The organism is uncultured Coprobacter sp., from assembly GCF_947855755.1.
Taxonomy (GTDB): domain Bacteria; phylum Bacteroidota; class Bacteroidia; order Bacteroidales; family Coprobacteraceae; genus Coprobacter.
The window spans coordinates 1-13,526 of record NZ_CANUAR010000039.1; the positions used below are offsets into that span (position 1 = coordinate 1).

Here is a 13,526-nt window from a genome sequence, read left to right on the forward strand (position 1 = left end):
ATGTTTCTAATCCTCCTAAAAAGCATGGGAATATGCCCCTATAATCACTGAATTAACAGGAGATGGAAAATAATACTTTGACGGAACAAGAGATCCTATTATTACGAAAAAAGCTTGACCTTTTGCTGCGTACCGGCAAACTGCTGATGGAAAGTGCAGCCGACACAAACCGGATCGAACGGAATATGAAGCGTGTTGCCGCTTTTATGGGAATTCCTGAAAATAAGTTGCATATCGATATCAGATGGACCATGATAATGGTGAATGTAAGCGATGAACGACATTCTTTTTCAAAATTCCAAAAATGTGAGAAACATGGTATCAATATGACTACGATCTCACAAATCAGTAAACTGTCATGGCGGGCGATCGAAGAAGATTATTCATTGGATAAATACGAAGAAGAGCTCACTAAAATAGCCGAACAACCCCGAAACTATACTCATTATATAGTTGCTATGGGTGCGGGGTTTGCTTGCGGGGGATTTTGTAAACTATTCGGTTGTGACTGGACAGCTTTCTTATTCGCATCAATATGTGCGTTCATAGGCTTTAGAACACGTGCCCGTTGCATCGATTTCGGAATTAACGTTTACATGAGTATCGCCATCGCAGCATTCATATCTACCTGCCTGGCATACGCTTCATCTTATACAGGATTATCTGAAACACCCTACCATCCATTATTGGCATGTGCCTTGTTTATCGTACCGGGCGTACCACTGATCAATTTTGTGGACGATATGATAGACAATCATCTGCTTACCGGAATTACTCGCGCTGCCAATACGGCGATGATGGTCGGGGCAATGACATTCGGAATAGCCTTCGTCATGCGAGTATTGATGATGGATGATGTTACGATAGATCATAAATTCAGTGAATTAAGTATGGTTCCTCATGATTCATACTATGTATATGCGATTGCAGCCGCAATCGCGGCAGTTGGATTTTCTATGATATTCAATATTCAGCGCCGTCTACTATGGGTTGTAGCAATTGGTGGTATCATCGCTGTATGTACGCGTAATTTTGTAAATTTCGAATTGGGATTAGGTCCGATAATCGGCTCATTCATGGGTAGTTTTGTCGTCAGCCTTATTGCGGTAAAGGCTGTTCACTGGTTTCACGTACCTAATCATGTACTAACAATTCCGTCAGTTATCCCGATGATTCCCGGTGTACTGATGTATCGCTCTTTACTGGCATTTATAAATATGAACGGTATCGTCGGAGAAGTGACTAATGCTTTTTACAATGGAACTACATCGGCTCTTATAATCCTCTGTATCTCGTTAGGTGTAGCTATTCCTAATATCTTTGCCCGCCGTTATATCGCTCGTGATCGTCAGATTTATTTGGAAAAGGAACTTGAAAAACGTCGCCAGCGAGGCAAATTTATCGAATGGTAATCAAGATAAACTCCCCTTTCTATGAAAAAGAGAAATAAATAAAAACTGCGAAAATAATTTCGCAGTTTTTTATTTATATTTAACTTTGTGAAAAACCTGCAAATGTTAATGAACACACAAACAGTTACATAAATAATAAAACTCACTATCTAAATATAATATCATAATGAAAAAGTTCTTATTAATCGCCGGACTGGTTGCAAGTCTGTCTTGTCCGGCACAAACACAGAAAGGTTATAAAAATCCTGTAATACCGGGTTTTCATCCCGACCCGAGTATATGCCGTGTAGGTGAAGATTTTTATTTGGTAACCAGCAGTTTTCAATATTTTCCCGGAGTACCCGTATTTCATAGTAAAGACTTGATAAACTGGGAACAAATAGGTCATTGCCTAACACGACCGGAACAAGTAAACTTGAACGGCGCTAGTGTCTGGGGCGGCATTTTCGCACCTACGATTCGTTATCATGAAGGAGTCTTCTATATGATCACTACGAATGTTACCGATAAAGGTAATTTCCTCGTACATACGACTGATCCTGCAGGAGAATGGTCTGATCCGATACCGATCAAACAAGGGGGCATCGATCCTTCGCTCTATTTTGAAGACGGAAAATGTTATCTGGTAAGTAATCCAGACAATTATATTACATTGTGTCAAATAAACCCGAAAACCGGAGAACAATTGACTGAAAGCAAACGTATATGGATAGGTACAGGAGGACGTTTTCCGGAAGGACCACATATTTATAAAAAAGATAACTGGTATTATCTACTGATTTCTGAGGGAGGAACAGAATATGGGCATAAAGTAACGATTGCACGAAGCCGTTACATTGACGGACCTTACGAACAGAATCCGGCAAATCCTATTTTAACTCATATCAACAGAAATATGCAAAGCAGTCCTATTCAGGGAGTCGGACATGCAGATTTTATACAAGCCCCTGACGGAAGTTGGTGGACGGTGTTCCTTGCTTTCCGTCCACAGAGCGATATGCACCATTTACTCGGACGAGAAACATTCCTCGCTCCTGTCCGCTGGGATAAAAACGCATGGCCGGTAATCAACGGTGACGGAAGCGTATCTTTAGAAATGGACGTCCCGACATTACCTCAACAACCTTTTGCAACTAAGCCTGCACGCACGAATTTTAAGGACGGGAAATTCGGCTTGGAATGGGTTCACGTACGGAATCATCATCCTGAAAATTACACATTCAACTCCGATAAACTATGTTTAAAATCTACTCCTGTCACTTTGAATGACTTTAAAGACAGTCCGACTCTGGTATGCCGAAGACAAGAACACATAAACTTCACGGCAACAACATCGGTACAACTACAAAAAGCATCTTCTGGGGACGAAGCGGGTCTGACTGTTTACATGTCGGAAACTTCTCATTATGATCTTTTCATCAAACAGCTTTCTGACAAAAAACAAGCCCTCACTCTCCGTTATCGTTTAGGAGAACTTTCTCATATAGAAAAAGAAATCGTTCTTCCTAAAGGAGACATACAACTTCGTGTGAAAGGGAACAGGGACTTCTATTCATTCGAATATGCTACGAATAATAAGACTTTTCATGAATTGGGACGAATGAATACTCGTTATCTAAGCACTGAAACTGCGGGGGGCTTTACCGGAATCATGCTCGGTCTGTATGCTGTCTCAATCAATCCTTCATCAAAAGGATATGCAGAGTTCGAGTATTTCGATTATCTGGGAGAATAGAAAGAGAAACTTTTTCTTTCTTGAACTCTGTACATAGATAAATAAACAGGGCGGAAAGTTCCATTTTAAGAACAAAAGCTTTCCGCCCTGTATAAGAAATTATTTAAATTTTCCGATAAAGTAACAAGGTAGAGGCTTTCTTTGTATTTTCTTTTGGTTTGTTTTCCTATTACCTTCGTCATAAAAACAGGTAAATATCCTCAACAGAAATTTTACTTTTTACAAAAGTAAAAGCAGTTCCTAAATGATAAGATTCTATATCACTTTGTACGAATAAGAAGGCCAATGCTGTTTGATATAATCTACCTTAGTATTTTCTGTAATAATATAATCCATCTCTCTCAAGGAAGCGACATGATATGTTCTTGCAGTATTTAATTTATAACTATCGGCAAGAACGACCCTTTTTATTCCCCTCTCTATCATACTGCGTTTAATCATAGCTTCTTCTCTATCCGGACACGTCAAGCCCTTTTCCGGATGAATATCGCTAATACCTAAAACGACCCAATCAGGAATAATGCAGCAACTCGATGCAAAAAATCCGAAAGCTGCATTCGCCACATGGAGTAAGAATTTTATGGTACATAAATCTGAGATCGAATTGTTTTCCAATATCCTAAATACAATCTTAACATTAAAGGAGAAAGGATCAATTTTAGGATTGGTTACCTCTCGTACTCGCGACGAATTAAATAACGATGATACGCTATGCAAGATAATCGACAATTACAAAAATTTCAAGTAAACATTTTTATAAAAAATAATAGCTTTATACCCAAATATTTAATATCAAAACTATAACTTTGTATTGTTAAAAGAACATATCTAAAAACGAGATATAAGTTCTAAACCGTTATTCAGCATCACACAATCAAAATTCTCTTTTCAACATGGAAAACAGAAAAAATAATACTATTCGAACACAACGGTATCATTCTCCTTGTGGAGACTTGATACTCGGCTCTTTTGAAGATAAACTGTGCCTTTGCGACTGGGCAATAGAAAAACACCGAAGCGCAGTAGACAAGAGAGTGCAACGAATTTTACAAGCCAGCTACGAAGAAAAAACATCCGAGACTATCGAAGAAGCGGCTAAACAACTGGATGAATATTTTAACCGGGAACGAAAAATGTTCGATATTCCTCTACTCTTTATCGGCACGGAATTCCAGAAAAATGTATGGCACAAACTATTGGAAATACCTTATGGGAAAACCGTTTCGTACGGTGAACTAGCTAAATTATTGGGTATCCCGAAAGCTGTACGTGCTGTGGCAAATGCAAACGGGGCAAATGCCATTTCAATTTTCGCACCTTGCCATAGAGTCATCGGTAGTGATCATTCTCTTACAGGATATGGAGGCGGACTTGCGGCAAAACGTCTATTGTTAGATTTAGAGTTGAATGGTAAACCGTTATTATAAGTACCCCAAAAATACTATAATACCAAATAAGTTACCATTCTTCTTTAACGGTGATTTTAATCACCTTGATATAGACAAATAATCGGAACTACTTTTTGCTAAAGAAACATACTTTTTATAGAAATATTTATTCTAATAAAAATAACGGTTTATGTCTCCAGCTTTCTGTATTCCTTAGGAGATATTCCCTTTTGTTTTTTAAAAACCCTATTGAAATGTGGGACATCATTAAATCCTACAATAAAACAAATCTCAGAAATCTGTTTTTGCGAATGTTTTAAAAGTTCACAAGCCGTATTCAAACGATATTGAGTAACAAATTGTGAAAAAGTGATACCCTTACATTTTTTAAAGTAAGAACAAAATGCTGAACGATTCATACCTACTTCCGCCGCAATATCTTCTAAAGAAATAGAATGAACATAATGAGCCATTACATAGGTACAAATTTGTTGCATACGTCTTACGTCTTTTTCAATATATACCGGTTTACCGGCAAATGTATGATCAGATGACGTGAAAATAGTCGGCAACAAACGAAACATTTCGCATAGGCGTCCCAATTCATCCATTTCATTCATTTGTGACAGTATTTTACGAATGATACGTGAACTTTCTTGTCCGAACTTTAATGCATTAATAGGAAATGTAAAACCTATCAAACAGTTACGCAACTCAGGAAATATTTCTATACATCGTACCACCAAAGTATGCTTAAAGGCAACCATTAAATAATGAACACATCCGTTACTATCCACAGACGAAGACGCATACTTCCAATAATGATGCATAGATGGAGGAATTAAAACTACATCTCCCGCCGAAAAGGGTTGTAATGTATCGCCTGCCATTCGGTCACCATAACCGTGTATCACATAATACAATTCCCAAGCATCATGTTGATGCAATTTGGCTTCTAAACATGCATTTATTCGTTGGTTCACAAAAAAGAAAGAGTGATTCTCCACTTCCGGCAACTCATAAGGTATTACTATTTCTTCCATATCATCCTACTAAGCTCTATTTAATACAAATATAAGACAATTATTTAATAATAAATGACAAATATGCAACAATAATACCCTATAATTTTGCTATTGGAAATAATAAGTTGAACCATTCAAAAATACATTACTATGGACTTTTATGAAGTATTGAGGAAAAGAAGAACCATTCGTGACTTTTCATCAAAAGAAGTAACAGATGAAGTATTGGAAAAGGTATTATCAGCTGCATTTTTCGCTCCAACGAATGACCATTTGCGCCAACTTGAGTTTGTTGTCATTAGAGGGCAAGATAATATTGCCAAACTTATATCTCCTGTGGCAGAAAATACGAAAAATATCCAACAAATCGGGCTCAATGCCTCTGCAGATATAATGGATAAGGATGAACATGCAATGTTTGTAGATGCTTTACCAAAACAACAACGAATGTTGATTCAAAGCAATTGTCTTATCTTACCGTTTTTCAAACAAAAAGACTATCCTTTATGTAAGCCGGCAGAACAAAGTTCACTGAACTATTTTGCTTCTGCTTGGGCAGCAGTAGAAAACATATTATTAGCCGCAACAGCAGAAGGGTTATCATGTGCATTCCGCATTCCTATCAGTAATGAATCGGAACATGTAAAACAGCTTGTTAATGCTCCTGAAGAATATGAATTTACCTGTTTTCTCGCTATTGGTTATGCAGATGAAAACGCACATATCTGTAAACAAAAAGAGATTTTAACAAAGGATCGGATTCACAAGAATATTTGGTAATTAGATAATACATAACTAACCGCATTTCCTCCCAAATACAGTATTAAAGATGCTCGACAGGAAATAACAAAACGAATATGCGTTAGACCACGAATAGTAATAGGCAACTCCTACAACATCAAGGTATTGGTAGGAGCTGTCTTTTGCGTGTTTGTGTTTGTTCAGTCTTTCTGTAATCCGCCCGGATCATGAACCAAACATTATTTCTTCCTCAATATCAATTTTTCAGGGTTTCACGTTTTATTTAATCTCAAAACTGTTCGTGTTTGTCTAATATCTGTTTGTCTAAATTTCAAGTTCAAATATATGTAACTATTTTTTTAACAATTTAAATTGCTAAAAACAAGCATTCCAAGATCAGGTACACTTTGCCATAAAAAAACGACTTAAAAAAGGAAGCATTTTATATTTATAGGGTCATTCCTTTTTTCTATTTTTGTATTTATAAGCCTTATCAAGTTAAAACATCAGTATGAATATCAATGACATAATAAATAGCATTTACAAATTACCTTCAACTTCTCTTGATACCTTAACTCATCTCATATCAGAAGTTGAATATCCCAAACATTTTCACTTATTTCGGGAAAATAGAAAAGAATCCAAGTCTTATTTTCTGAAAAAAGGAATCGTTCGAGCATACGCTCATAAAGATGACAAAGAAGTCACATTTTGGCTTGGTCAAGAAGGGGATTTTATCTTCCCTTTACAGACCCTTTTTGTGGGTTTGGGCGAATATGCAAATGTAGAATTATTAGAAAACTGTATTTTATACGAAATTGATTTAGAACGGTTACAAAATTTATATTTAAACGATATACACATTGCAAATTGGGGACGTAAATATGCTGAATATGCCTGTATAAAGTCGGAAAAATTATTTATTTCTCGACAATTTAAAACATCATTAGAAAGATACCAAGAACTCATAAACGAATATCCCGATATAACACAACGTGTTCAATTAGGTACAATAGCATCTTATTTAGGAATTTCTCAAGTCAACTTGAGCCGCATCCGAGCACAAATAAGATAAATAATTTATCAAATGTAAAATCGTTTTTTAAAACATGTAAAAAAGAAATAGCCAGTAAATAAAGAATTTTGCGCCTGAAAAATAAAGATTATAATGAATTGGTTTCTTTTGATTTTATCCGGATGCATAGAACTTGTTTTTACTTTTTGTTTAGGAAAAGTAAGTAAAACCATAGGTTTTGAGAAAGGCTTATGGTGTATAGGTGCTGTAAGTGCCATTACATTAAGTCTATTTATTGTAACTAAGGTCCTCAAAACATTACCAATAGGTACAGCTTATGCTGTTTGGACCGGTATAGGCGCAGTTGGAACAGTTTTAATGGGTATTCTCTTTTTTAAAGAACCTGTAAGTTTTGGAAGGTTGTTTTTTATCTTCACTCTGATAATATCCATTATTGGCTTGAAAGTGGTTTCTTCTTAAGTCAATTTAAAGCAATGTAAAATATCAGGATAATATTTTTCTCTATACGAAAAAATAAATACTCTTCGTGCTTTCCTCTACCCTATATTATTCAGTCAATAATATGTATACAAGCAGGTGATTCGCCATTTTTCAAAAGGTCACTCCTTTTAATAAAAACAAAATGCTGAAAGTTTTTCTTCCCATTTTTACATTGTTTTTAGAGTTACAAAACTATGTATTCTCGTTCAGAATAAAACTATGCAAAACATTGTAAACCAGCGAGAAATAAGCTAAATCATGAGGCTAAACCCATAGAGAAAAAAGTCCCACGATTTAGCTCCGAATAATATGCCTGAAAGTGCGTTTTTTTACCATTTACCAGAAAAATAAATCCCCGATAATGCTTGATTATCAGGGATTTGATTGATTTTTCTTTTGTTTTCAGTGATCCGCCTGGGGCTCGAACCCAGGACCCCAACATTAAAAGTGTTGTGCTCTACCAGCTGAGCTAGCGAATCATCACTTGCATTTGCTTTTTCAAATGCGTTGCAAAGGTACGCTTTATTTTCGTTTCTGCAAATTCTATGCACACTTTTTTATCATTTTTCGGCACATTTTCAAATACCTAAACTGCAAATAAAACTTACATACTTATTTTTTAAATAGTTATATATAATGATGACAGCAAAAATTTCTCATCCTACCTCCTACCCGATTCCAACATCTCCTCGATTAATTACAAGCAAACAGTTTAATAACATCAATTTGAATTTTATGTTATTGATCTAATTGCATAATAGAAAATATTTTCTTTCAAAATATTATATTTGTTTCCTACTAATTAAATATAATATGGAGAACTCTATATTTGCCATTGCCGAAAGAAATCAAAAACGAGCAAAAAATATCATAGAAGAAACAAACATAATAAATATATGGAAGTCGATAGGTGCAGAAATCAATCTAATCGGTTCTTTAAGAATGGGGCTGCTCCTAAAACATAAGGACATCGACTTTCACATTTATACCGAGCAGCTTAACATACATGACAGTTTCAAAGCCATTGCACAATTAGCCCAAAATCCTTCTATAACAAAAATCGAATTTATCAATCTTATCAATACAGAAGAACATTGCATCGAATGGCATGCATGGTATATGGACAGAGATAACGATTTGTGGCAAATAGACATGATTCATATTTTGAAAGGATCTCGATACGACGGCTATTTTGAGAAAGTCGCCGACAACATTTGTGCAGCTCTTACTCCTGAAAAGAAATTAGCCATTTTAACCCTGAAGAATGAAACTCCAGATACAGAAAAAATCATGGGAATAGAATATTATCAGGCTGTAATTGAAAACGGAATAAATAATTATTCTGATTTTGTCGAATGGAGAAAAAAACACCCGGTAAATGGGATCATAAATTGGATTCCATAAAACAGAATTCGTACCCTTTTTCCAAAAGAAGAGAAAAAGACCATAAAAAGAAAGATTTTGACAATTTTTTTAGTAGAAATAATAAAATAGCGGCTTGCCGATTTTTGTATTTTTAGGTAACTTCGTAAAATAAATTCAAGGTTCTGTCTAAATTTTATGAGAACATTTTAATTGTCGTAATAAAATGATTTTATAATTGAGGGAAATCTTTAAAACTTGAAACTGCTTGTCTCTTTTTTTAAATAACCTCAAATAGATTTTATCGAATATATTTTTAAACAGACTCTTAATCCCGACTTATTTATAATAATTTATTGTAATAATCTATTTATGTCTAAACTTTAGATCAATATTTTTTTTTATAAAAACTGAATTATCAAAATACGAATCTCGGATATGCCTCTTATCTTCTATTTTTATATATTCATTTATCGTACAACTTTGATCTCTATCTATCTAAAAAAGGGATTTCTCGTATTCTTAACAATCATCTCATTCGGATTCGTAAATAATTTACACGCACAACAAAATACAATATTTTTTCATTCAGAACCCTTATATAGCAATACTGGAGATTCGGCGGTAGTCAGGTTTCTGTCAGATGCCGGAATTCCGATTACAACAAATAACAAAATTCATTTACTTAAAAGTGGAAAAGAAAAATTCGATGATTTATTTTCTGCTATAAAAAAAGCTAAACATCACATTCATCTCGAATATTTCAATTTCAGAAACGACTCTATTGCCAAAGAACTTTTTACCCTATTGGCCTATAAAGCTCAGGAAGGAGTGGAAATACGAGCTTTATTCGATGCATTCGGAAACTGGTCGAACAGTAGACCTCTGAAAAAAAAACATTTAAAGAAATTACGCGAAACAGGTATCGAAATCTATCATTTCGACCCCCTACGCTTTCCCTATATAAATCATGTATTCCATCGGGATCATCGAAAAATTGCTGTCATAGACGGAATGATTGCTTATGTCGGAGGTATGAATATTGCCGATTATTATATTAAAGGCTTGCCGGAAATAGGCGAATGGCGAGATATGCATATACGAATCGAGGGAGGAGCTGTTCATCATCTGCAAGAGATATTCCTTTCTATATGGAATAAGACTACCAAACAAAATATCTGCGGGACGGCTTATTTTCCTATCCACTCCGATACGACATTTCATGATGGAAAATCAATAGTTATTGTTGACCGAACTCCGAGAAAATCACCTAAACAAATAAGACAAACTTATGCAAAGTCAATCGACGCAGCAAAATCGAATATACAAATCGTAAACCCATATTTTTTGCCTACCCGTTCTATAAAAAAAGCTTTAAAATCGGCATTAAAACGTGGGATTAACGTAGAAATCATGCTTTCTGCAAAAGCAGATATCGCATTTACACCAGAAGGTTCAATTCGTGTTGCCCATAATCTAATGAAAAAAGGAGCACACATTTACTTATACAAAGGAGGGTTTCATCATTCCAAGATTATGATGATAGACAGTTCTTTCTGTACTGTGGGAACAGCAAATCTCGATAGTAGAAGCTTACGATATGATTATGAAGTAAACGCATTCATTTTCGACAAAGGAATAACTGAAGAACTCTCCGATATTTTTGAAAAAGACAAACAAAATTGTACCATACTGACACCGGAAGAATGGAAAAAAAGATCGGTATGGAAACGTTTTGTCGGATTATTAGCCCAAATGTGTACCCCTTTCCTATAAACTTATTTAATTTCTACAAAGATCTATATCAAGATAAAATATCAACCGATCCCTACAAAATAGAATTTTGTAATTTACAAATTTATATTTATTTAACAGAAAGATATCCTATATTCAAATAAAGGAAGATAATTTTGTTTATCATTTCACAGTATATTTTTCTTTTCATAAAACACACATATTAAACACTCAAAACCATGAAACTTTCAAAGATCATTTTTATCATCGCGATTTTTATTTTTACAGCAAATTCAATTCAGGCTAAAAAAATCATTCCTAAACGGGAAACTGTAGAATGGATAGATGTATGGATGCCACATACTAACGATGACAAATTACCAAGAGTATTGCTTATCGGAAATTCCATTACACGAGGATACTATCCAAAAGTTGAAAAATTACTAAAAGGGAAAGCTTATGTAGCTCGATTGACAACTTCCAAAAGTTTAGGAGATCCGGCTCTTATTCAAGAAATAAATCTAATAATGAACTATGGAAAATTCGATCTCGTACACTTCAACAACGGATTGCACGGCTGGGAATATACCGAAGACGAGTATGATGCAGCTTTCCCCGAAATGATCAAAACAATTCGTAAAAATGCACCAAATGCAAAACTGATTTGGGCTACAACCACTCCTATACGCACAGGAAAACAGTGTGAACGGCTCGAAGAAAGAGTAGCCCGTATCGTCACCAGAAACCAAATAGCTCAAAAACATATTTCCAAAGCAAAAGATATAAAGACCAACGACTTATTCAACTTAATCCTCGACCATCCCGAATATTTTGCCGGAGGAGACGGAGTACATCCGGTAGACAAAGGTTATCAGGTACTTGCCGAACAAGTCGCCAAAGAAATTTCAAATTCTTTGAATGAATAAGAGCTTGTCTAAATTTTCCAATTAGAAAATATTATCAGGTCATCTTTGCGTTTTCTTCCGGTCTTTTTTCCCGTTTTCCCTCGTCAGATAGCCCGCTATCCTCCTCGTAAAATCAGAAAAATATCCTCGAAAGAAACTCTCAAAACTGACCCGAGCAAAATTTAAACAGGCTCTAAATTTTTATTCGAAAAGAATCTATAAAAAGATTTTTTACTTCAATACACACACAATGAAAAAAGTATTATTATTTATCTTTCTTGCCTTTATATGCCATACGGTAACTTTTGCACAAATCAAAGTGGCTTGCATCGGGAACAGCATAACTGCAGGATCAGGAGTTAAAAATCGGGATAAAGACAGTTACCCTTCGGTATTGGGACAAATGTTGGGAAAAGATTATTTAGTGCGCAATTACGGAATCAGCGGTCGCATAATTATAAATAAAGGTGATAATCCGTATCTGAAAGAAAAAACATATCAGGATGCCTTAAAATTTTTACCGGACATAGTCATTATCAAATTAGGGACGAACGATTCTAAACCTCAAAATTGGAAATACAAAAACGACTTCAAATCTGATCTGGAAGCAATGATCTGCGATTTCCAGTCCCTTTCTTCCCATCCAAAAATATATTTATGTACTCCGGCAAAAGCTTATGGGATACAATGGGGAATTAATGATAGTATCATAACCGAAGGAATTATTCCCATTATCCGACAAACCGCACAAGAAAAAAGTCTTCCGGTCATCGATATACACACAGCTACCGACAACATGCCAGATTTATTTCCTGATAAAATCCACCCAAATCCTGAAGGAGCAATTATTATTGCGGAAACAGTTTACGAAGGTATCAAAAACGAAAAACCATACCATATTATGCAAGCTTTTCCCGGAATAAAAAGCAAATGGGAAGGATATGACCGATACGACTTCAAATTCAAAAACCGTAACGCTATTGTCGTAGTACCCAAGAAAGCCGCTCCGGGTAAACCTTGGATATGGCGTCCGGCATTTTTCGCTGCATTTCCCAGCGTAGATATAATGTTGTTAGCTAAAGGATTTCATGTAGTTTATTACGATCTCACTCATTTATACGGAAGTCCTCATGCTATAAAATTAGGAACCGAATTCTGTGACTACATGAAAGATTTCTATCAACTTTCATCGAAAGTTACTGTTGAAGGTTTTAGTAGAGGCGGATTTTTTGCTTTTAATTGGGCTGCTCAAAATTCCGACCGGGTAACATGTCTATATGTCGACGCTCCTTTATGTGACCTTTTTCTGTGGCCGGGAAGAGACAATAAAAAATTATGGAACGATGTATTGAAAGAGTGGAATCTAAAAGACGATCAAATGACCGAAGATAAAGGAAGATCTATTTATCGACTCGAAACTTTGGCAAAAGCGAATATCCCGATTATCAGCGTTTGCGGAGACAGTGATGAAGCTGTCCCTTTCGAGCATCACATGGATCTTCTCAGAAAACATTACTTAAAGCTGGGAGGTACGGTGAGAGTTATCACCAAAATAGGATGCGGTCATCACCCTCATAGTCTCACCGATCCTACACCCGTTGTCGATTTTATTCTTAAATATACAAAATAAGAGCCTGTTTAAATTTTCCAATTAGAAAATATTATCAGGTCATTTTTGCGTTTTCTTCCGGTCTTTTTTCCCGTTTTC

13 protein-coding genes and 1 tRNA gene are annotated in these 13,526 nt (G+C 35.5%); 11 read left to right on the forward strand and 3 right to left on the reverse strand.

Features of this window, described 5'->3' with window-relative positions; translation table 11 throughout:
• Positions 1-62: 62 nt before the first annotated feature.
• Together Q0093_RS14105 and Q0093_RS14110 are read left to right on the forward strand one after the other, a co-directional pair.
• The gene (locus Q0093_RS14105; protein ID WP_297931716.1) at positions 63-1,412 is read left to right on the forward strand and encodes a threonine/serine exporter ThrE family protein; all 1,350 of its coding nucleotides are present in this window, start codon (positions 63-65) and stop codon (positions 1,410-1,412) included.
• Between the two features lie 166 nt (positions 1,413-1,578).
• On the forward strand, positions 1,579-3,147 hold the full coding sequence (locus Q0093_RS14110) for a glycoside hydrolase family 43 protein (protein WP_297931719.1): 1,569 nt from the start codon (positions 1,579-1,581) through the stop codon (positions 3,145-3,147).
• Positions 3,148-3,402: 255 nt separating this feature from the next.
• Here the strand turns inward: Q0093_RS14110 and Q0093_RS14115 are convergent, their stop codons facing one another.
• Entirely contained in the window at positions 3,403-3,711 is a 309-nt protein-coding gene (locus Q0093_RS14115; RefSeq protein ID WP_367175135.1) for a hypothetical protein, read from the reverse strand.
• Between Q0093_RS14115 and Q0093_RS14890 the strand changes: the two genes are divergently transcribed.
• Both Q0093_RS14890 and Q0093_RS14120 read left to right on the forward strand, forming a co-directional pair.
• The gene (locus Q0093_RS14890) at positions 3,668-3,895 is read left to right on the forward strand and encodes an HAD hydrolase-like protein (protein WP_367175137.1); all 228 of its coding nucleotides are present in this window, start codon (positions 3,668-3,670) and stop codon (positions 3,893-3,895) included. The two genes, Q0093_RS14115 and Q0093_RS14890, sit on opposite strands and share 44 nt — an antisense overlap.
• Positions 3,896-4,040: 145 nt before the next feature.
• Entirely contained in the window at positions 4,041-4,574 is a 534-nt protein-coding gene (locus tag Q0093_RS14120; protein ID WP_297931725.1) for a methylated-DNA--[protein]-cysteine S-methyltransferase, read from the forward strand.
• 149 nt (positions 4,575-4,723) lie between these two features.
• Here Q0093_RS14120 and Q0093_RS14125 read toward each other — a convergent pair whose 3' ends face one another.
• On the reverse strand, positions 4,724-5,578 hold the full coding sequence (locus Q0093_RS14125) for an AraC family transcriptional regulator (RefSeq protein ID WP_297931728.1): 855 nt from the start codon (positions 5,576-5,578) through the stop codon (positions 4,724-4,726).
• 132 nt (positions 5,579-5,710) lie between these two features.
• Between Q0093_RS14125 and Q0093_RS14130 the strand changes: the two genes are divergently transcribed.
• From Q0093_RS14130 to Q0093_RS14140, 3 genes are all read left to right on the forward strand, one after another.
• On the forward strand, positions 5,711-6,340 hold the full coding sequence (locus tag Q0093_RS14130) for a nitroreductase family protein (protein ID WP_297931730.1): 630 nt from the start codon (positions 5,711-5,713) through the stop codon (positions 6,338-6,340).
• 472 nt (positions 6,341-6,812) lie between these two features.
• Entirely contained in the window at positions 6,813-7,376 is a 564-nt protein-coding gene (locus Q0093_RS14135) for a cyclic nucleotide-binding domain-containing protein (RefSeq protein ID WP_297931733.1), read from the forward strand.
• Positions 7,377-7,469: 93 nt separating this feature from the next.
• Positions 7,470-7,796 carry a multidrug efflux SMR transporter gene (locus Q0093_RS14140; RefSeq protein WP_297931737.1) on the forward strand — a complete coding sequence of 109 codons (327 nt, stop codon included), beginning with the start codon at positions 7,470-7,472 and terminating at the stop codon, positions 7,794-7,796.
• 427 nt (positions 7,797-8,223) lie between these two features.
• Here the strand turns inward: Q0093_RS14140 and Q0093_RS14145 are convergent.
• Positions 8,224-8,296 (reverse strand) — tRNA-Lys (locus Q0093_RS14145).
• 334 nt (positions 8,297-8,630) lie between these two features.
• Between Q0093_RS14145 and Q0093_RS14150 the strand changes: the two genes are divergently transcribed.
• From Q0093_RS14150 to Q0093_RS14165, 4 genes are all read left to right on the forward strand, one after another.
• Complete coding sequence (locus tag Q0093_RS14150; RefSeq protein WP_297931740.1) at positions 8,631-9,221, forward strand: phosphoglycerate mutase family protein; 591 nt, start codon at positions 8,631-8,633, stop codon at positions 9,219-9,221.
• Between the two features lie 444 nt (positions 9,222-9,665).
• Positions 9,666-10,955, forward strand: a complete 1,290-nt coding sequence (gene cls / locus Q0093_RS14155; RefSeq protein ID WP_297931749.1) for a cardiolipin synthase — start codon at positions 9,666-9,668, stop codon at positions 10,953-10,955.
• Positions 10,956-11,152: 197 nt separating this feature from the next.
• Positions 11,153-11,839: an SGNH/GDSL hydrolase family protein gene (locus Q0093_RS14160; protein WP_297931743.1), complete on the forward strand. Its 687-nt coding sequence runs from the start codon at positions 11,153-11,155 to the stop codon at positions 11,837-11,839.
• Positions 11,840-12,068: 229 nt separating this feature from the next.
• A complete protein-coding gene (locus Q0093_RS14165; RefSeq protein ID WP_297931746.1) occupies positions 12,069-13,448 on the forward strand; it encodes a GDSL-type esterase/lipase family protein in 1,380 nt (459 codons plus the stop codon).
• Positions 13,449-13,526 lie beyond the last annotated feature (78 nt).